The organism is Klebsiella sp. HN106 (assembly GCF_051209435.1).
Lineage (GTDB): Bacteria > Pseudomonadota > Gammaproteobacteria > Enterobacterales > Enterobacteriaceae > Klebsiella > Klebsiella oxytoca.
The window spans coordinates 219,450-238,960 of record NZ_JBLURD010000001.1 but is presented as its reverse complement, the minus strand read 5'-3'; the positions used below and the strand labels follow the sequence as shown (position 1 = coordinate 238,960).

15 protein-coding genes are annotated in these 19,511 nt (G+C 58.5%); 9 read left to right on the top strand and 6 right to left on the bottom strand.

The genetic code is table 11. The features are described from left to right. Positions 1–72 precede the first annotated feature (72 nt). Positions 73–870, top strand: a complete 798-nt coding sequence (locus ACSIPU_RS01125) for an IclR family transcriptional regulator domain-containing protein (RefSeq protein WP_004101908.1) — start codon at positions 73–75, stop codon at positions 868–870. Positions 871–873: 3 nt separating this feature from the next. Here the strand turns inward: ACSIPU_RS01125 and ACSIPU_RS01120 are convergent, their stop codons facing one another. Next, positions 874–2,364, bottom strand: a complete 1,491-nt coding sequence (locus ACSIPU_RS01120) for an MFS transporter (protein WP_004112851.1) — start codon at positions 2,362–2,364, stop codon at positions 874–876. A 121-nt stretch (positions 2,365–2,485) separates the two neighbouring features. On the opposite strand from ACSIPU_RS01120, the gene ACSIPU_RS01115 reads away from it, so the two are divergent. From ACSIPU_RS01115 to narI, 6 genes are all read left to right on the top strand, one after another. After that, the gene (locus ACSIPU_RS01115; RefSeq protein WP_004101906.1) at positions 2,486–3,061 is read left to right on the top strand and encodes a TetR family transcriptional regulator; all 576 of its coding nucleotides are present in this window, start codon (positions 2,486–2,488) and stop codon (positions 3,059–3,061) included. 190 nt (positions 3,062–3,251) lie between these two features. Continuing rightward, positions 3,252–4,640: a NarK family nitrate/nitrite MFS transporter gene (locus ACSIPU_RS01110; RefSeq protein ID WP_024274133.1), complete on the top strand. Its 1,389-nt coding sequence runs from the start codon at positions 3,252–3,254 to the stop codon at positions 4,638–4,640. Between the two features lie 94 nt (positions 4,641–4,734). Further along, positions 4,735–8,475 carry a nitrate reductase subunit alpha gene (locus ACSIPU_RS01105; RefSeq protein WP_196557590.1) on the top strand — a complete coding sequence of 1,247 codons (3,741 nt, stop codon included), beginning with the start codon at positions 4,735–4,737 and terminating at the stop codon, positions 8,473–8,475. Beyond that, entirely contained in the window at positions 8,472–10,016 is a 1,545-nt protein-coding gene (gene narH / locus ACSIPU_RS01100; protein WP_004101903.1) for a nitrate reductase subunit beta, read from the top strand. Before ACSIPU_RS01105 ends, narH begins: the two co-directional genes overlap by 4 nt. Continuing rightward, entirely contained in the window at positions 10,016–10,711 is a 696-nt protein-coding gene (gene narW / locus ACSIPU_RS01095; RefSeq protein WP_004112845.1) for a nitrate reductase molybdenum cofactor assembly chaperone, read from the top strand. The genes narH and narW overlap by 1 nt, the downstream gene beginning before the upstream one ends. Then, positions 10,708–11,388, top strand: a complete 681-nt coding sequence (gene narI, locus ACSIPU_RS01090) for a respiratory nitrate reductase subunit gamma (protein ID WP_017145935.1) — start codon at positions 10,708–10,710, stop codon at positions 11,386–11,388. Before narW ends, narI begins: the two co-directional genes overlap by 4 nt. Positions 11,389–11,549: 161 nt before the next feature. On the opposite strand, the gene nhoA is transcribed toward narI, so the two are convergent. The 4 genes from nhoA to ACSIPU_RS01070 all read right to left on the bottom strand — a co-directional run bounded on the left by nhoA (position 11,550) and on the right by ACSIPU_RS01070 (position 15,950). After that, a complete protein-coding gene (gene nhoA, locus ACSIPU_RS01085) occupies positions 11,550–12,395 on the bottom strand; it encodes an N-hydroxyarylamine O-acetyltransferase (protein ID WP_196557592.1) in 846 nt (281 codons plus the stop codon). A 76-nt stretch (positions 12,396–12,471) separates the two neighbouring features. After that, entirely contained in the window at positions 12,472–14,127 is a 1,656-nt protein-coding gene (locus tag ACSIPU_RS01080; RefSeq protein ID WP_196557594.1) for an ABC transporter permease, read from the bottom strand. Positions 14,128–14,283: 156 nt separating this feature from the next. Further along, complete coding sequence (locus ACSIPU_RS01075) at positions 14,284–15,252, bottom strand: ABC transporter substrate-binding protein (protein WP_017145937.1); 969 nt, start codon at positions 15,250–15,252, stop codon at positions 14,284–14,286. Continuing rightward, on the bottom strand, positions 15,249–15,950 hold the full coding sequence (locus ACSIPU_RS01070) for an ABC transporter ATP-binding protein (RefSeq protein WP_017145938.1): 702 nt from the start codon (positions 15,948–15,950) through the stop codon (positions 15,249–15,251). The genes ACSIPU_RS01075 and ACSIPU_RS01070 overlap by 4 nt, the downstream gene beginning before the upstream one ends. Positions 15,951–16,163: 213 nt before the next feature. On the opposite strand from ACSIPU_RS01070, the gene ACSIPU_RS01065 reads away from it, so the two are divergent. Further along, complete coding sequence (locus ACSIPU_RS01065; RefSeq protein ID WP_004112829.1) at positions 16,164–16,745, top strand: flavin reductase family protein; 582 nt, start codon at positions 16,164–16,166, stop codon at positions 16,743–16,745. A gap of 157 nt (positions 16,746–16,902) precedes the next feature. Here the strand turns inward: ACSIPU_RS01065 and ACSIPU_RS01060 are convergent, their stop codons facing one another. Then, the gene (locus ACSIPU_RS01060; protein ID WP_196557596.1) at positions 16,903–17,727 is read right to left on the bottom strand and encodes a helix-turn-helix domain-containing protein; all 825 of its coding nucleotides are present in this window, start codon (positions 17,725–17,727) and stop codon (positions 16,903–16,905) included. Positions 17,728–17,930: 203 nt separating this feature from the next. Here ACSIPU_RS01060 and ACSIPU_RS01055 point away from each other — a divergent pair, with 203 nt between their 5' ends. Next, a complete protein-coding gene (locus ACSIPU_RS01055; RefSeq protein ID WP_196557598.1) occupies positions 17,931–19,502 on the top strand; it encodes an alpha-L-rhamnosidase-related protein in 1,572 nt (523 codons plus the stop codon). Positions 19,503–19,511: the final 9 nt, after the last annotated feature.

The following is a 19,511-nucleotide window of genomic DNA, read 5'->3' as shown; positions in this document are numbered from 1 at the left end:
GGAATCGCCGCGTTTTTCACCCGCGATATAGTGATGCCCCATGAACCTTTATCTTCAGTAAAAGAGGGGTGTATGAGCGAAAAAAAACCAGATACTCTCAGCGTCCGCCAGTCTGAACACGACCCTAACTTTATGCTGTCCCTGGCGCGCGGGCTGGAAGTCCTTAACGCGTTTACCCCACAGCGGCAGCGCCTGACCATTTCCCAGCTTAGCCAAAAAACGCAGATCTCCCGCGCGGCTGTGCGCCGCTGCCTCTATACCCTCGCCGCGCTGGGAATGGTGCATAGCCCGGATGGCCGCAGCTATGAGCTACTCCCCCGCGTGCTGGCGGTGGGTCACGCTTACCTGGCCGGAACGCCGCTGGCGAAAGTCGCGCAGAGCGCCCTGGATAATCTGGGTAAAAACCTCGGAGAATCCTGCTCCGCCGCCACGCTGGACGGCGATAACGTCCTGTATATTGCCAGAGCGGCGGTGAATAACCTGCTCAGCGTAGATATCGGCCGCGGTAGCCGTCTGCCTGCGTGGGCCACGTCGATGGGACGCGTGCTGCTTAGCGCGTTGCCGGAAGAACAGCTTGAAGTGACACTGTCACGAGCCAGCTTAATCCGCTATACCCCGTATACGCTATGCGATCTGCCGGGTTTACGGCAGGAAATCGCCAGAGTGCGTATGCAGGGCTACGCGCTCGCTGACCGGCAAATTGAGGTGGGATTATGTTCGCTGGCGGTACCGCTGCTTTCCCGCAGCGGTCAGGTGGTGGCGGCGCTTAACGTTGGCGTTCCGGCAGGCTATACCAACGCCGCCGCGCTGAAGGAGAAAGCCCTCGCCCCGCTACGGCGGGCGGCGATGGCGCTTTCTCTTCAGCTGTAAGGGTTAATTCAGCTCCGGCGCCCTGGCCAGACTGCGCCAGATACCAGCCGCCAGCAGCAGAAGCAGGACACCGGCCGTCGCCAGCACGATACTGTGCGAATGAATAAACGCTGCCTTCGCCGCTTCGAGCAGGTTTTGCGCAGGAATAGCCGGCATCGACTGCGCCAGCTTAATCGCCTCGCTGATGGAGGAGGACGCCTGCTCCGCCGCTGCGCCGTCAACGCCCGACGGCAAAACAATCGATGAGGTGTAGCTGCGGGTCAATATCAGACCGAACAGGGCGATGCCCAGACCAGCCCCCAGCTCGTAGGCCATAGTTTCGATGGCCCCCGCCGCCGCCGCTTTCTCCTTCGGCGCTGCGGCCATAATGGCAGAGCTGGAAGCCAGCAGCGCGCTGGCGACGCTAAAGCCCAGCAGCGTCATCAGTCCCCAGGCTAACCACTGCTGGGTGCTGAAATCGGTCATCGACAGGCCGAGGAAGCTCAGCGCGCTGAGCAGCATTCCCCCGGTTGCCACCTCGCGCAGCCCCAGGCGCGAAACCAACATGCCGGCAATCGGCCCGCTAAAACCGCTGGCCACCATCACCGGCAGCATAAACAGCCCGGCCTCAAATGGCGTTTTGCTATGCACGAACTGCAGCTCCTGCGCCATCAGAAGTTCAAAGCCCACCAGCGTGATCAGCGCCGTCATCGCCATCATCACACCGCTTAAAATAATGCGATGGGTAAACAGTCGCATATCGACCATGGGCCGCGTCGCCATAAGCTGCTTGCGCACGAACCAGAACAGCATACCGGCGCCAGCAACCGCCACCAGCCCGGTTAACCACAGCGCCATTTGCCCTTTAAGCGCCGTTTTAGCGCTGAATACCAGCATCAATATGGCGGCGATGAGGATTAGCGCCTGGAATAGATTCAGCGGCTGTTCCCGTCGTGCGGGCTGACGCGGCACCACTTTGGCGTTAATCGCTATCACCAGCAGCACGATCGGCACGTTGATCAGGAAAACCGAGCCCCAGTAAAAATGTTCCAGCAGCATGCCGCCGATCAGTGGGCCAAAGGCCGCCCCGCCGGAACCCACCGCCGCCCACAGGCCAAGGGCCATATTACGCTGTTGCGCCAGCGCAAAAGTGCTGCGAATACCGGCGAGCGTCGCCGGGACGATCATCGCCGCCCCTACCGCCAGTAGCGCGCGGGACGCAATCAGCGTTTCGGCCGTCGGCGAAAACGCCGCCGCCAGCGAGGCGGCGCCAAAAATAGCGCTGCCGAGCAGTAGCAGGCGTTTAAAGCCTATTTTATCGCCCAGCGCGCCCATCGGCAGCACCATGCCGGCCATCACCAACGAGTAAATATCAATAATCCACAATAGCTCATTGCCGCTGGTCCCCAGCGCTACGCTAAGCGTTGGCGCGGCCACGTGCAGAACGGTGGCATCAATCGCCACCGGAATATAAACCAGCAAAATCGCCATCAGCGTCAACCATTGCCGAGACATACTACCTTTCCTCAAAGTTGAAAATTGGACAAGCGTCCAGGATGGCGATCCTGCCCCAATGTTGAACGAGTGTCCAACTTTTTGTTACTATCGACCAAAAACACGGGGGTCACCAGGCGTTATGAGCTACTTAAATCGCGATGCGCGACGGGAAGTTATTGTACTGGCAGCCATGCGCGTAGCGCTTAGAGGCGGATTCAGCGCCATGACCGTGCGCCAGATTGCCGCCGAAGCCGGCGTCTCCGCCGGTCAACTGCACCACCATTTCACTTCAGCAGGCGAGCTGAAAGCCCATACCTTTGTACGCCTTATCCGTGAAATGCTGGACATGCCGCTGGTCGCTGACGACGCCACGTGGCGGGAACGCCTGTTTTCCATGGTGGGCAGCGACGACGGCAAGCTTGAGCCCTATATTCGTTTATGGCGCGAAGCGCAGCTGCTGGCCGACAGCGATAGCGATATCAAAGGCGCATATCTGCTGACGATGAGTATGTGGCATGAAGAGACGCTGAAAATTATTCAGCGCGGAACCGAAGCGGGCGAGTTTACGCCAAAAGACCATGCGGAAAGTATTGCCTGGCGGCTCATTGCGCTGGTATGTGGCCTGGATGGTATTTACGCGCTGGGTATGGAGGAAATAGATGACGCCACCTTTAACCGGCATATCAATTATTTTATTTCGATGGAACTGTTCTGACTCAGGTTACACTTTGTAACAAATTATCCCCCTCTATTCTCCGCGCGTCGACTGCCGACGCGCTTTTCTTATCTATTCTTCATTCATTACAACAAACACATCGTTCGGCCCCTTCTTTCATTCTTTTATATTAATTGACTGTTTTACATCTTTATTCTTTTTGACTGGTTAATGTTCATTCGAGGGCAATATGCTGAGCAAAAATGAGAAAAAGAATCATTATCTTTTAAGCGAGTGGAAACCTGAAAACGCGGCATTCTGGGAAAATAAGGGAAAGAAAATAGCCCGCAGAAATCTTTGCATTTCCGTAGCTTGTCTGCTACTCGCCTTTTGCGTCTGGATGTTATTTAGCGCCGTCGCGGTCAACCTCAATAAAATCGGTTTTAATTTCACTACCGATCAACTCTTTTTATTAACCGCTCTGCCTTCGCTTTCCGGCGCGATATTACGCGTACCCTACTCCTTTATGGTACCCATATTTGGCGGGCGCTACTGGACGGTATTAAGTACGATTATTCTGGTGGTTCCCTGCATCTGGCTGGGAATTGCCGTGCAAAATACCGCTACCCCGTTTTGGGTATTTATCATTATTGCCTTACTGTGCGGTTTTGCCGGTGCGAACTTTGCTTCGAGCATGGGAAATATCAGTTTTTTCTTCCCCAAAGCGAAACAGGGTAGCGCACTGGGAATTAACGGTGGGCTCGGCAACCTCGGCGTCAGCGTGATGCAGATGATCGCGCCGGCGGTGATTTTTCTGCCCATCTTTGCTTTTCTCGGTGTTCATGGGGTGCCTCAGGAGGATGGATCCCTTCTCGCACTTAGCAACGCCGCGCTCGTCTGGGTACCGCTGCTGGCGATCGCCACCTTCGCAGCCTGGGTGGGAATGAATGATATCGCCAGCTCGAAGGCCTCCATTCGCGAGCAGCTGCCGGTACTGAAGCGCCCGCATATGTGGCTGTTAAGCCTGCTCTACCTTGCCACCTTTGGCTCGTTTATCGGCTTCTCCGCCGGTTTTGCCATGCTGGCGAAAACGCAGTTCCCCGACGTGAATATTCTGAAGCTGGCTTTCTTCGGGCCGTTTATCGGCGCGCTGGCGCGGTCATTTGGCGGCATTATTTCCGACCGTCTCGGCGGCGTGCGGGTCACGTTGATCAATTTTATCTTAATGGCGCTGTTCACCGGCTTGCTGTTCCTCACCCTGCCCGGCACCGGCTCCGGCAGCTTTCTCGCCTTTTACGTGGTGTTTATGGGACTGTTCCTTACCGCCGGTCTCGGCAGCGGTTCCACCTTCCAGATGATCGCCGTGATCTTCCGCCAGATAACTATCGACAGCGTGAAGAAGCGCGGCGGCAGCGATGAACAGGCTCAGCACGAAGCGGTGACCGACACCGCGGCGGCGCTCGGTTTTATCTCCGCTATCGGCGCCATTGGCGGCTTCTTTATCCCTAAAGCCTTCGGCACCTCGCTGGCGCTGACCGGCTCACCTGTCGGGGCAATGAAGGTCTTCTTTGTTTTCTACGTGGTTTGTGTGCTGGTGACCTGGCTGGTCTACGGCCGTCGTAAACCGGCAAAAAAATAACGACATCTTTGCCGGATGGCGGCTGAAGCCTTATCTGGCCTACAGGATAGTGCGGTCTTGTAAGGCCGGACATTATTGGAGCAGGAGAAATGTCATGAGTAAACTACTGGATCGCTTTCGCTACTTTAAACAAAAAGGCGAGAGCTTTGCCAACGGTCACGGCCAGGTATACAACACCAACCGCGACTGGGAAGACAGCTATCGGCAGCGCTGGCAGTTCGACAAAATCGTCCGCTCAACCCACGGCGTGAACTGTACGGGCTCATGCAGCTGGAAGATTTACGTCAAAAACGGTCTGGTCACCTGGGAAACCCAGCAAACAGACTACCCGCGAACCCGCCCGGATCTGCCCAACCACGAACCCCGCGGCTGCCCGCGCGGCGCGAGCTACTCCTGGTACCTTTACAGCGCCAACCGTCTGAAGTATCCGCTGGTGCGCAAGCGGCTGATTGCGCTGTGGCGCGAAGCGCTGGCTCAGCACGCCGATCCGGTGCAGGCGTGGGATAGCATTATGCAGGACCCGGTTAAAACCCTCAGCTACAAGCAGGTACGCGGCAAAGGCGGGTTTATCCGCTCAAGCTGGAAAGAGCTGAATCAGCTGATTGCCGCCGCCAACGTCTGGACCATCAAAAACTACGGGCCGGACCGGGTGGCGGGCTTTTCGCCGATCCCGGCGATGTCGATGGTCTCTTACGCCGCGGGTACCCGCTATCTGTCGCTGCTTGGCGGCACCTGTCTGAGCTTCTACGACTGGTACTGCGACCTTCCCCCCGCCTCGCCGATGACCTGGGGTGAGCAAACCGATGTCCCTGAATCCGCCGACTGGTATAACTCAAGCTATATCATCGCCTGGGGCTCAAACGTCCCACAGACCCGAACGCCGGACGCCCACTTTTTTACCGAAGTGCGCTATAAGGGCACCAAAACCATCGCGATTACTCCGGATTTTTCGGAAGTTGCCAAACTCAGCGATCAGTGGCTGGCGCCGAAACAGGGCACCGACAGCGCGCTGGCGATGGCAATGGGCCATGTGATCCTCAAAACGTTTCACCTTGATAATCCCAGCGACTATTTCCTCAACTACTGTCGCACCTATACCGATATGCCGATGCTGGTGATGCTTGAGCGCCGCGAGGAGGGTTTCTACGTTCCCGGCAGGATGGTCCGCGCCGCCGATCTGGTCGACGATTTGGGCGAAAGCAACAACCCGGAGTGGAAGACCGTCGCCTATAACAGCGCTGGTGAACTGGTGGCGCCAAACGGTTCGATTGGCTTCCGCTGGGGAGAGAAAGGCAAGTGGAACCTCGAACAGCAGGCCGCAGGGCAAGCGATTGAACTTAAGCTGTCGCTGCTGGATAGCCGCGATAGCGTCGCCCTGGTGGGTTTCCCCTACTTCGGCGGCAACGAAAACCCGCACTTTCGCAGCGTTAAGCAGGATCCGGTCACCCTGCACCAGCTACCGGTTAAACACCTCCCGCTGGCCAATGGCGAAACGGGACTGGTGGTCAGTGTTTATGATCTCATCCTCGCTAACTACGGGCTCGATCGCGGTTTAGACGACCCCAGCGCCGCCAGGGACTTTGGCGAAATGAAAGCCTATACCCCGGCGTGGGCCGAACAGATCACCGGCGTCCCGCGCCAGCACATCGAGCAGATCGCCCGCGAGTTCGCCGATACCGCGCATAAAACCCACGGACGATCGATGATTATTCTCGGCGCCGGCGTCAACCACTGGTACCACATGGATATGAACTACCGTGGGATGATCAATATGCTGGTGTTCTGCGGCTGCGTCGGCCAGAGCGGCGGCGGCTGGTCGCACTATGTCGGCCAGGAGAAACTGCGTCCGCAAACCGGCTGGCTGCCGCTGGCGTTCGCGCTGGACTGGAATCGTCCGCCGCGCCAGATGAACAGCACCTCCTTTTTTTACAATCACGCCAGCCAGTGGCGCTATGAAAAGCTAACCGCCCGGGAGCTGCTGTCGCCGCTGGCCGACGCCAGCCAATTCAGCGGCCATCTGATCGATTTTAACGTTCGCGCCGAGCGCATGGGCTGGCTGCCTTCCGCGCCGCAGCTGGGGGTTAACCCACTGACCATCAAGGCGCAGGCCGCCGCAGCCGGACTGCCCCCCGCCGACTACACCGCCCGGGCGCTGAAGTCCGGCGAGATCCGCTTCGCCTGCGAACAGCCGGATAACGGCAAAAACCATCCGCGTAATCTGTTTATCTGGCGCTCAAACCTGCTGGGCTCTTCCGGCAAGGGCCATGAGTATATGCTCAAATACCTGCTGGGGACCGACAGCGGTATTCAGGGCGAAGAGCTGGGGGCTACCGATGAGGTGAAGCCGGAAGAGGTGGAGTGGCAAACCGCGGCCATTGAGGGCAAACTCGACCTGCTGGTGACGCTCGACTTTCGCATGTCCAGCACCTGTCTGTTCTCCGATATCGTTCTGCCAACCGCCACCTGGTACGAAAAAGACGATATGAACACCTCGGATATGCATCCCTTTATTCACCCGCTCTCCGCCGCCGTTGACCCGGCGTGGGAGGCAAAAAGCGACTGGGAAATTTACAAAGATATCGCCAGAACCTTCTCTGAAGTCTGCGTCGGCCACCTCGATAAAGAGACCGACGTGGTGCTGGTGCCACTGCAGCATGACTCCCCGGCGGAACTCTCTCAGCCCTTTGACGTGCTGGACTGGCGGAAAGGCGAATGCGAGCTGACGCCGGGTAAAACCGCGCCGTCGATTGCCGTGGTTGAGCGCGATTATCCGGCGACCTATGAGCGCTTTACCTCCCTCGGCCCGCTGCTCGACAAACTCGGCAACGGCGGTAAAGGCATCACCTGGAACACCCAGAACGAGGTCGATTTCCTCGGCAAGCTCAACTACGTCAAACTGGATGGCCCGGCTAAAGGCCGCCCGCGCATCGACACCGCCATCGACGCCTCGGAAGTGATCCTCGCCCTCGCCCCGGAAACCAATGGCCAGGTGGCGGTCAAAGCCTGGCAAGCGCTCGGCGAATTTACCGGCCGCGAGCACACGCACCTGGCGCTGAATAAAGAGGATGAAAAAATCCGCTTCCGCGACATTCAGGCCCAGCCGCGCAAAATTATCTCCAGCCCGACCTGGTCCGGCCTCGAGAGCGAGCATGTGTCGTACAACGCCGGCTATACCAACGTCCACGAGCTGATCCCCTGGCGCACCCTTTCCGGCCGCCAGCAGCTCTATCAGGATCACCCCTGGATGCGCGCCTTTGGCGAAAGCCTGGTGGTCTATCGTCCGCCCATTGACACCCGCAGCGTCAGCCAGATGAAAGCGATCCCGCCTAACGGCTTTCCTGAAAAAGCGCTCAACTTTCTGACGCCGCACCAGAAATGGGGCATTCACTCCACCTACAGCGAAAACCTGCTGATGCTAACCCTGTCGCGCGGCGGGCCGATCGTGTGGATCAGCGAAACCGATGCTCGCGAACTGGGGATTGAAGATAACGACTGGATCGAGGCCTTTAACGCCAACGGCGCGCTCACCGCTCGCGCGGTGGTCAGCCAGCGCGTACCGCCGGGGATGACCATGATGTACCACGCGCAGGAGCGTCTGATGAATATTCCGGGCTCGGAAGTCACCGGACGGCGCGGCGGGATCCATAACTCGGTGACCCGCGTGTGCCCGAAACCGACCCATATGATTGGCGGCTACGCCCAGCTGGCTTACGGTTTCAACTATTACGGCACCGTCGGCTCCAATCGCGATGAGTTCATTATGATCCGCAAAATGAAAAATATTGACTGGCTGGATGACGAAGGTCGCGACGGGGTACAGGAGGCGAAAAAATGAAAATACGCTCACAGGTCGGCATGGTTCTCAATCTTGATAAATGCATCGGCTGCCACACCTGTTCCGTCACCTGTAAAAACGTCTGGACCGGACGTGAAGGAATGGAATACGCCTGGTTTAACAACGTCGAAACCAAACCGGGCATCGGTTATCCAAAAAACTGGGAAGACCAGGAGGTGTGGGAAGGCGGCTGGGTGCGCGACGTTAATGGCAAAATACGCCCGCGTCTGGGCGGCAAAATGGGCGTCATCACCAAAATCTTCGCCAATCCGGTGATACCGCAAATCGACGATTATTATGAGCCTTTTACCTTTGATTATCAGCACCTGCACAACGCGCCGGAGGGGAAACATTTGCCCACCGCCCGTCCGCGCTCGCTTATCGATGGTAAGCGGATGGATAAAATCATCTGGGGGCCCAACTGGGAAGAGCTGCTCGGCGGCGAGTTTGAAAAGCGCGCCCGCGACCGTAACTTCGACAAGATTCAGAAGGAGATGTACGGCCAGTTTGAAAACACCTTCATGATGTATCTGCCGCGCCTGTGCGAGCACTGCCTGAATCCGAGCTGCGTCGCCACCTGCCCGAGCGGCGCCATCTACAAGCGTGAAGAAGACGGCATCGTGCTGATCGACCAGGATAAATGCCGCGGTTGGCGTCTGTGCATCAGCGGCTGCCCGTACAAAAAAATCTACTTCAACTGGAAAAGCGGTAAATCGGAAAAATGCATCTTCTGCTACCCGCGTATCGAGTCCGGCCAGCCCACGGTCTGTTCGGAAACCTGCGTGGGGCGTATCCGCTATCTCGGCGTGTTGTTATACGACGCCGATCGCATTGAAGAGGCCGCCAGCACCGAGCGCGAAACCGATCTCTATGAGCGGCAGTGTGAGGTGTTCCTCAATCCCCACGACCCGGCGGTGATTGAAGAAGCGCTGAAACAGGGGATTCCACAAAACGTGATTGATGCCGCCCAGCGCTCGCCGGTGTACAAAATGGCGATGGACTGGAAGCTGGCGCTGCCGCTGCATCCGGAATACCGCACCCTGCCAATGGTCTGGTACGTGCCGCCGCTGTCGCCGATTCAGTCCTACGCCGACGCCGGCGGCCTGCCGAAAAGCGACGGCGTGCTTCCGGCCATCGAAAGCCTGCGTATTCCGGTACAGTATCTCGCCAATATGCTCAGCGCGGGCGATACCGGCCCGGTGCTGCGCGCGCTGAAGCGCATGATGGCGATGCGTCATTACATGCGCTCGCAAACGGTGGAAGGCGTCACGGATACCCGCGCCATCGAGGAAGTGGGCTTAAGCGTTGAACAGGTCGAGGAGATGTACCGCTATCTGGCGATCGCCAACTATGAAGACCGTTTCGTGATCCCGACCAGCCACCGCGAAATGGCGCGCGACGCTTTCCCCGAGCGCAACGGCTGCGGTTTTACCTTTGGCGACGGCTGCCACGGCTCCGACACCAAATTCAACCTGTTCAACAGTAGCCGTATCGATGCCATCAACATCACCGAAGTACGCGATAAAGCGGAGGGGGAATAATGCAAATCCTCAAAGCGATCGGCCTGCTGATGGAGTACCCGGATGAGTTTCTTTGGCAGTGCAAGGAGGAGGTGCTGGCCATGGTGCGGCACGACGCCCCCATGCTCAACGACTTCGCCGCGGAAATGCTGAATGCCCCGCTGCTGGACAAGCAGGCCGAATGGTGCGAAGTGTTCGACCGGGGCCGCGCCACGTCGCTGCTGCTGTTTGAACACGTGCACGCCGAGTCCCGCGATCGCGGCCAGGCAATGGTCGATCTGCTCGCTCAGTATGAAAAGGCGGGCCTGGTGCTCAACTGTCGCGAACTTCCAGACCATCTGCCGCTGTATCTGGAATACCTCAGCATCCTGCCGGAAAACGAAGCGCGTGAGGGGCTGCAAAACGTCGCGCCGATTCTGGCGCTGCTGGGCGGGCGGCTCAAGCAGCGCGAGGTAGCGTGGTACCCGCTGTTTGACGCCCTGCTGAGCCTCGCCGGGAGCCCCCTCTCAAGTGACAGTGTCACGCAGCAGGTTAACAACGAGTCCCGTGATGATACTCGGCAGGCGCTGGATGCGGTCTGGGAAGAAGAACAGGTGAAATTTATCGAAGATAACGCCACAACCTGTGACAGCTCACCGTTACAGCAATATCAACGACGCTTTAGCCAGGACGTGGCGCCGCAGTACGTCGACGTCAGCGCGGGAGGCCCGAAATGATACAGTACCTGAACGTCTTTTTTTACGACATCTACCCCTACATCTGCGCGACGGTCTTTTTTCTCGGCAGCTGGCTGCGCTATGACTACGGTCAGTACACCTGGCGCGCCTCCTCCAGCCAGATGCTCGATAAACGCGGGATGGTGATCTGGTCGAATCTTTTTCATATCGGCATACTCGGCATTTTCTTTGGCCATCTGTTCGGCATGTTAACGCCGCACTGGGTGTATGCCTGGTTTTTACCGATTGCGGTCAAGCAGCAGATGGCGATGGTGCTCGGCGGCGTCTGCGGCGTCCTGACGCTGATCGGCGGCGCCGGTTTGCTCTGGCGTCGTTTGACCAACCAGCGCGTTCGCGCGACCTCGACCACCCCGGATATCATCATCATGAGCATTCTGTTGATTCAGTGCCTGCTCGGGCTGAGCACGATTCCTTTTTCGGCGCAGTATCCTGACGGCAGTGAAATGATGAAGCTGGTCGGCTGGGCGCAAGGCATCGTGACCTTCCGCGGCGGCTCGTCTGAAATGCTCAGCGGTGTCGCCTTTGTTTTCCGCGTACATCTGGTACTCGGAATGACGATTTTCCTGCTGTTCCCGTTCACCCGTCTGGTTCACGTCTGGAGCGCGCCGTTTGAATATTTCACCCGCCGCTACCAGGTGGTACGTTCAAGACGCTGAGCAAAATCTGCAATCATCCCGGGTCGCGGCGTAAACGCCTCACCCGGGATACATCAACGCAGATGGCTGTGAACCCGTAGCCCGGCTAAGCGTAGCGCAAGCCGGGTAACATCCACGTTTGACAGTCACCCCTTATCCAGCCAACGGTTCCTGTATTGTATTTACTTACCCGCCTCGGGATGGGTATCAAACGCCGCCATCACTGCCGTCAGTTCCGCTTCGCTGAAGCCATATTTGGCATCATCTACGCCGAGGCCAAAACGCGTTTGCAGCGCTTCATACAGCGCCGGAACATCCGCTAAATCCCGCTTTTCGACCACATGGTTTTTATCCCAATGGGTAAAGTGGAAATTGGTCAGCGTCATCTTGCCGCCATCCGGTAAGTGGCGGCACATCAGCAGATGATGGCGGAAGTGCGACTGCGGCCAGTGCGCTGACCAGAAGTTGCCCATCACATAGTCGGAAGCGTACTGGCGACCTAAGTCAAAATGGTACATCGACTGCCAGTGGCCGTGATGGCTGAACTGCAGGGTCCACTCTTCCCCTTCGTAGATCAGGCGATACTCACCGTGCGGGGTCGCTTGTTCCACATCGGCCAGCAGCTTGATCGGCGCGGTCAGGGTCTGGCCACCGAAACCAACGTCAGCAATCCAGCGTTCGCCCTCCACGTCCACCAGCAGCAGCCGATGGGTACGCGGCGGCATATGCGGCGGATTGGCCAGCACCACGCGGCCCAGAAGGCTGCGCACGTTGAAACCAATTTCGCGCAGCGCTCTCTCCAGCAGGCCGTTTTGCTCGAAGCAGTAACCGCCGCGACGACCGTGAATCAGCTTATCTTCCAGGGTGCGATCGTCGAGATGTATCTCTCTTGGCAGCAGCACATCCAGATTTTCAAAGGGGATCGCGCCGTTATGGTGAATATGCAATTCGCGCAGGGTATTAAGTGAAACACCCGGGGTGCCCGTCCAGCCCAGACGAGAAAAATAGGCGCTTAAAAAGGGACTCATCAATGCCTCCAGCAATCGGTGTCCGACATTTATAGCCTGTTTTTCCCGCCTGACCAGCTATTTTGTGCGATCGCATTTATCCGCGCGTGCCTCGCTGCATCAGCGCCAGCGCGCTGAGCATCAGCCCGAGACCGGTAAGCAGCGTCAGCGACGCCATTGCCATTCCCTGCCCCGCCGAGCCCTGCTCAAACTGGCGCCAGATAAACACCGCGACGGTTTGCGTTCCTGCTGGCGCGAGCAGCAGCGAAGTTACCAGCTCGCGGGAGGCGACGGCGAACACCATCAGCATCGCCGCCAGCAGCGCCGGAAAGACCAGCGGCAGAACGATCAGACGCAGCGCCTGCAGGGCCGTCGCCCCATGTACCCTTGCCGCAGGCTCAAGATTATTGCCAAGCTGGCGCAGCGCGCTGCCGACGTAGCGTACCGGCCAGGGCAGCAGCAGACAACTGTAGGAGAGCAGCAGCATAAACCAGCTGTTGTAGGGGGAAAGCGGCCAGAACGGCTGATTCCACAACAGAATCAACCCGACGCCTACCACCACGCCCGGCAGCGCCGCCGGCAGCAGCGATAAGGCATCGACTATCGCGCTCCCCTTGATTTTTTGCACCACAACCAGCCAGGCGGCGAGCAGCCCCACCAGCCCAACAACCCCAGCCGAAGCCAGCGCCAGCGAAAGGCTGGTTGCCAGTGCCGACAGCGCATCGCCCTGCTGGGTAAACAGCGCGGCAAAATGGCGAAGAGTAACGTTGTCAGCGTGGATACCGCCCGACAGCGTGCTCATCAGGCTGGTCAGCACCATCGATGCGCCCGGCAGCACCACCGCCAGCCCGCCGACGCCCGCCATCACTAGCACCGCCGGAAGTGCCAGCCAGCCCAGCTCCGCCCCGCTATTCTCTCCCGGCTTGCCGGTGACGCTGGTGACCTCTTTATCGCCAGTCAGCCGTTTTTGCAGCCACCAGGCCAGCAGCGCCACCGCGATCAGCAGCAGCGACAGCAGCGATGCGCCGGGCAGATCGACGGGCCAGTCGGCAAGCTTTTTCTCAATGCCTACGGTCAGCATGACCAGCCCCGCCCGCGACCCGAGGGCCGCCGGAACGCCGTATTCCTCAATCGCCAGGGTAAACGCCAACAGCATCCCCGCCGCCAGAGCCGGCGAAAGCATCGGCAGCGTGATGTACCAGAACGCTCGCCAGGCGCTGGCGCCGTGCACCCGGGCGACAATCGCCAGCCGCTGACCGCTGGCCAACAGGCTGCGCGAGACGGCAAAGTAGACCACCGGAAAGATATTGAGGGTCATCACCAGCACGATCCCGATGCGGCTAAAAAGCAGATCGTTAAGATCCCAGCCGGTCAGCTGCTGCAGATAGCCATGACTTTGCAGCATCAGCATCCACGACAGCGCGGCAATATAGGGCGGCGTCAGAAAGGGGATCAGAAAGAGCAGATCCCACAGCCGCGGCAGCGGGATAGTAAACAATCCGCGCACGACGCCCAGCGGTAGACCGATGACCACGCTCATCAGCGCCACGCCGCAGGCCACCCACAGGGTGCCGCCGAGCATCGTAGGCAGCTGCGGGTCGGCAATCAGTGTTGACACGCCGCTAAACGCGCCGCTCAGCGAGCCGGCGCTAAACCGGGGAAAAATCGCCTGGAGGACGATAAAGAGCAGCGGCAACGCCACCAGCACCAGCAGTGCCGCCAGCGTGCCCGCTGAAATAAGTCTCTGTTTCACGATATATTCCTGGATACGATCTTACCCGGCTCGCGCTGCGCTTAGCCGGGCTACAAAATCACGGCCGTTTACAGTCCGGTAGCCCCGACAGGCGCGCCAGCGCCGCCTCCGGGGAATGTGCCCGAACCAACTTTCGCAGCTTGGGGAAAAGTCGGTTTACTGGGCGAAAAGCGTATTAAAGCGGGAAAGCACCGCACTACGTTCGCTAGTGCCTTCGCCGGCGGTCGGCAGAATTTTCAGTTCGTTGAGCAGCGGACGCTTCGCCGGAATATCGCTGCGGGCGGGCATAAGCCAGGCGTCGGCGACCAGCGCCTGGCCTTCCGGCGACAGCACATAATCAATAAAGGCCTTTGCATCGTCAGCATGCGGGCTGGTTTTGAGGATCATCATTGGCCGCGGCGCAATCACCGTGCCGCTGGCCGGGAAAATCACCTTTAGCGACTCGCCCTGATGAATATTGCCGTAAGAGACATAATCAACCGCGCCGAATACCGCCGCTTTCGCTCCCTGCATCACCGGCGTTACCGCCTGGGCATTCGGCCCGCTGACCGCCATGCCATTCTTCTTCAAGTCTTTAAACAGCGCCCAGGCCTGGTCGCCCATGCCATTCTGTAACCCGATCAGCAAATCCAGCGATGCGCCGGAAAGCGCCGGGTCCGGCGTCGTCACTTTGTCTTTGAACGCCGCTTCGGTCAGGTCGCGCCACTCTTTCGGCTCCGGAGTGCCGCTTTTGGTATTCCAGACGATCCCCAGCGCCGAAATCCCCTGGGCAACGTAATCGGCGGATTTCAGGTTCACCGGGACTTTATCGGCATTGGCGCTCTGATACGGCAGCAGCCAGCCGCGGTGATGCAAATCTTCCGCGGTATCCCACGAGGCGGAAATCAGCACATCTGCCTGCGGGTTAGCCTGCTCGGCCTCAAGACGCGCCATCACCTTACCGGTGGTGGCCTGAAATATATTCACCTTCACCCCGGTTTTCTTCTCATAACCGCTGGCGAGGCTTTTCGCCAGCGAGCCCGGCCCGGCGGTGTAGACGGTGAGCGCGTGGGCGCAGGAGATCGTGGTGGCGGACAGCATCATCGCGAGCGCGGCTCCTTTGGTAACGGTGATAACGGTTTTCATACGGATTCCCCTGAGGTTGAAGTCACGGCGCGGACAGCGGCAACGCAGCCCGCAGATAAATGAATAATCTTGTCGGCCAGCAGCTCGGCTTCGCGACGGTCGTGGGTGACGTAGACGGCAGTGATGCCCAGCTGGCGCAGCAGGCGGCTCATTTCGAGACACAGCGACTCGCGCAGCTCGCTGTCGAGATTGGAGAGCGGCTCATCGAACAGCAGCACGCGCGGTTCTGCGACGATGGCGCGGGCCAGGGCAACGCGCTGCTGCTGTCCGCCGGAAAGGCCCGACGGTTTACGCTCGGCGAAGCCGCTGAGACCGACCATTGCCAGCGCCTCCTCGACCCGTCGCTGTCGTTCCTTGTGCCCGATGCCGCGCATGCGCAGCGGGAAAGCCACGTTCTGCGCCGCCGTCATATGCGGCCACAGGGCGTAATCCTGGAAGACCATGCCGAGATCGCGCTGCTCCGGCGGCATACCCCAGCCGGCTTTCGCCACCAGCCGATCGCCGAAGTGAATGCTGCCGCTGGCGGGTACGGTTAATCCGGCGAGCAGGCGCAGCAGCGTGCTTTTGCCGCAGCCAGAAGGCCCGAGCAGCGCCACGATGCTGCCCGCATCGATATGCAGATCGATCTGATTAAGGACGGTGTTGGCGCCGAAGGCGAAAGAAACGCCGTCAAGCTTAATGCTGGTAAGCGCGCGCATTTTCGCCCTCCCGTTGGGAAAGCGTGGCTCTGCCGGCGGTCAACATCCGCCGGCGCGCGCTCACCTGTGTCAAAGACAGGGGAGCTAACATATTGTTATCCTCTTTGGGACTTAGTGACGCCGACTATAGGGAGCCTTGATGACGTATTGATTACATTTTCATTGCGGATTAACGTGTTGTCTGGCATCAGACCCATTTACCAAGGAACGCATATGAGCCGTTTTCGCCACGTGGAACTCCAGTACGCCAGTCGCCTGCTCAACCATGGCCCAACGATTTTAATAACCAGCTACGACGCCCATACTCAGCGCCGCAACGTTATGGCCGCCGCATGGTCGATGCCGGTGGAGTTCGCCCCGCCGCGGCTGGCTATCGTGGTGGATAAAAGCGCCTGGACGCGGGAAATTATTGAGCGCAACGGCACGTTCGGCATCGTCGTCCCGGGCGTCGAGGCCGCCAGCTGGACCTACGCGGTCGGCAGCATCAGCGGACGCGATGAGGATAAATTTAACGCTTACGGTATTCCGGTGGTGCAAGGCCCGGAGCTGGGATTGCCGCTGATTGAAGAAAAGTGTCTGGCGTGGATGGAGTGCCGACTGCTGCCGGCAACGGCGGCTCAGGAGCAGTACGATACGCTGTTTGGCGAAGTGGTTTCCGCCGCCGCCGACGAACGCGCGTTTGTCACCGGACGCTGGCAGTTCGACGATGATAAGATCAATACCCTCCATCATCTCGGCACCGGCAACTTTGTCGCCAGCGGCCGCCACGTCCGCGCCAATACGCCAGAAGAGTAGCCCGGACAGATGCGCAGCATCGCCTCCGGGGCAATTCTTCACCACCCTGCTCGTCTCTCCCGGGGGCGGCGCGCAGCGCCTGCCCGGGCTACCGGGCCCCAGACCGCTGAGAACGCGTAGCCCAAACAGATGCGCAGCATCGCCTCCGGCAGGTGTACTAGCGCAGCAAACGCCGCCGGTCTTCGCTGGGAGTCAGGCCAAAAACCTTTTTATATAAAGTGGTAAAGTGATTACTGTTGGCAAAGCCGCATAGATAAGCCACTTCGGTAATCGTCATATCGGTCTCGCGTAATTTGACGCGCGCCGAAACTAATCGTAGACGCTTTAAATAATTATCCGGCGTCAATCCCGTCGCCTCTTTAATATGGCGAAAAGCGGTACGCGTGGTCAGATGGAATTTCTCCGCCAGCTGCTGCCAGTTATGATCTTCAAAACAGTGCTCCTGTAGCCAGGTCAGCAATTTATGCAGCTTATATTTAGTGGTGCTATATTCGGCTTCGGTTTCGGCATGCAGAATCGTCGTCACCAGCTGGAAAAACGCGGCTTCGCGCAGGGCAATATTTTGCCCCTGCCGCAGCTCGGCAGAAAATATCTTATCCACCAGTTCCTTGCAGATATGGCGGGTGTCCGGCGCCAGCCAACCGTAGCAGGACGCATTCTGCGCAGAGAAAGTCTGTAATAAAGTATCGAGAGGCTGTAAATAATGAAACCCTACCAACGGGTTAATCAGCACATTAATTAACTTAAGCGTCCCTAGCTCATCATAATAATGAACGTCACCCGGCTGAACGTAAAAAACGTCGCCCTGTTGAATATATAGTGGCCTGCCATTAATAACGTGTAAACCGTGCCCTTCCTCAACGATCACCAGCTCAGCAAATTCATGACTATGTTCATGGTTATTATCTTCCGGATCGCTGGCGTACATGCCCAGCTTATCCTGCGGATGGGTGAAATAATACTCAACGGTCAACATCATCATCTATAAAGTCCAAAACGGCATACGGCGCAGAGGCAAGATAATGCATTTTCCCGACCGCCACGAGCAAGATTTTTGGAATTGTGATCGGCAACCCGCCCATCTCATTATCAGTGCCAATCTGGCAAATGCATTGGCATTGCCAGAGTGGTTACCCCCCGGGCCGGCATCTTATGCTGCGGACAAATAAATACAGAGGACGCAGTATGTCACAGGCAATTCAGCATAATTCTCAGGTCTCGATGACCCGCCACCCGGATTTTCTACGCACCGCCGAGACGCTCCGGCCCGCGCTACGCCGCCAGGCGTACCCGCCGATCGCCGTGGTGGAAGCCCACGCCGACGCCACGGCGCTGTTTGGCTGGCGCGCCGAACCGGTAAGTTCCCCGGCCGCGTTTTACCAGCGCGAGCTGAGCAGCGGCGATAGCGTCATTATTGATTTTGGCAGCCACTTTGTTGGCTACCTGCATTTTCTCTGTCAGAGCGTCGGGAGCCCACCGGACGCTCCGGCCCATCTGCAGTTTACCTTCGGCGAAACGCTGAGCGAAGTGTGTGAGCCGTTCAGCGATTACCAGGGCTGGCTAAGCAGCAGCTGGCTGCAGCAGCAGGATCTGTGGCTTGATGTCCTGCCGGCCGAAGTTGATCTGCCGCGCCGCTACTGCTTCCGCTATCTGAAGGTGGAGGTCAAAGCCGTGTCGCGCAAGTTTCGTCTGCAGTTCAACCAGATTCAGGTGAATGCCGTTACCTCCGCCAGCGGCGCATGCCCGGCAGCGACAACCGCCGACCCGCAGCTCAAGGCCATCGACAGCGTTGCCGTTCTGACCCTGCAAAACTGCATGCAGGAGGTGTTTGAGGATGGCCCCAAACGCGACCGCCGCCTGTGGCTCGGCGATTTACGTTTGCAGGCGCTGGTGAACGATGTGACCTTCGCCCGTCACGATTTAGTACGCCGCTGCCTGTACCTTTTCGCCGGGCATACTCGTGAGGACGGTATGGTATCGGCCAACGTGTTCGTGCAGCCGGATGTCATTGCTGACGATACTTTTCTTTTTGATTATTCTCTGTTTTTTGTTGACGTTCTCTACAACTATCTGCAAAGCGCGGAGGATATTGCTACGGCCCGCGAGCTGTGGCCCACGGCCCGTCGTCAGATTGAACTGGCGCTGAAACGCTGCGACGCCTCCGGGGTTGTGCGCGATAGCGACGACTGGTGGGTGTTTATCGACTGGCAGGCATCGCTGAATAAACAGGCTGCAGCGCAGGGCGTGCTGATTTACTGCCTGCAGCGCGCCGTCTGGCTGGCGGAGCGTTTCGAACCTGAGCTGGCCGTCAGCTATCGCCAGCGTTTACAGCAGCTTAAAGCTGCGGCCCTCGATGTCTTATGGGACGAGCAGCAAGGCTTCTACCTCAGCGGCGAGCAGCGGCAGGTCTCATGGGCATCGCAAATCTGGCTGGTACTGGCGGAAGTCGGTACTCCTCAGCAGCGCCTGGAGATCATGCATAATCTGGAGCAAAATCCCCCCGCGATCGCCATGAACACGCCATACCTGCGTCACCACTATATTGCCGCCCTTCTGCAGTGCGGGCTGCGCGACGACGCTATTGCGCAGATCAAAGCCTACTGGGGAGCAATGGTCGACTACGGTGCCGATACCTTCTGGGAAATCTTCGACCCGGCGCATCCTGATTTTTCCCCTTATGGCAGCAAGCTGATAAACAGTTATTGCCATGCGTGGAGCTGCACCCCGGCCTGGTTTATTCGCCAGTACGGACTTTAACAACAACGA

Bases quoted from the DNA above. Each gene is read 5' to 3' on its own strand.
- ACSIPU_RS01125 (WP_004101908.1), top strand. From the start codon at position 73: ATGAGCGAAAAAAAACCAGATACTCTCAGCGTCCGCCAGTCTGAACAC.
- ACSIPU_RS01120 (WP_004112851.1), bottom strand. From the start codon at position 2,364: ATGTCTCGGCAATGGTTGACGCTGATGGCGATTTTGCTGGTTTATATT.
- ACSIPU_RS01115 (WP_004101906.1), top strand. From the start codon at position 2,486: ATGAGCTACTTAAATCGCGATGCGCGACGGGAAGTTATTGTACTGGCA.
- ACSIPU_RS01110 (WP_024274133.1), top strand. From the start codon at position 3,252: ATGCTGAGCAAAAATGAGAAAAAGAATCATTATCTTTTAAGCGAGTGG.
- ACSIPU_RS01105 (WP_196557590.1), top strand. From the start codon at position 4,735: ATGAGTAAACTACTGGATCGCTTTCGCTACTTTAAACAAAAAGGCGAG.
- narH (WP_004101903.1), top strand. From the start codon at position 8,472: ATGAAAATACGCTCACAGGTCGGCATGGTTCTCAATCTTGATAAATGC.
- narW (WP_004112845.1), top strand. From the start codon at position 10,016: ATGCAAATCCTCAAAGCGATCGGCCTGCTGATGGAGTACCCGGATGAG.
- narI (WP_017145935.1), top strand. From the start codon at position 10,708: ATGATACAGTACCTGAACGTCTTTTTTTACGACATCTACCCCTACATC.
- nhoA (WP_196557592.1), bottom strand. From the start codon at position 12,395: ATGAGTCCCTTTTTAAGCGCCTATTTTTCTCGTCTGGGCTGGACGGGC.
- ACSIPU_RS01075 (WP_017145937.1), bottom strand. From the start codon at position 15,252: ATGAAAACCGTTATCACCGTTACCAAAGGAGCCGCGCTCGCGATGATG.
- ACSIPU_RS01070 (WP_017145938.1), bottom strand. From the start codon at position 15,950: ATGCGCGCGCTTACCAGCATTAAGCTTGACGGCGTTTCTTTCGCCTTC.
- ACSIPU_RS01065 (WP_004112829.1), top strand. From the start codon at position 16,164: ATGAGCCGTTTTCGCCACGTGGAACTCCAGTACGCCAGTCGCCTGCTC.
- ACSIPU_RS01060 (WP_196557596.1), bottom strand. From the start codon at position 17,727: ATGATGATGTTGACCGTTGAGTATTATTTCACCCATCCGCAGGATAAG.
- ACSIPU_RS01055 (WP_196557598.1), top strand. From the start codon at position 17,931: ATGTCACAGGCAATTCAGCATAATTCTCAGGTCTCGATGACCCGCCAC.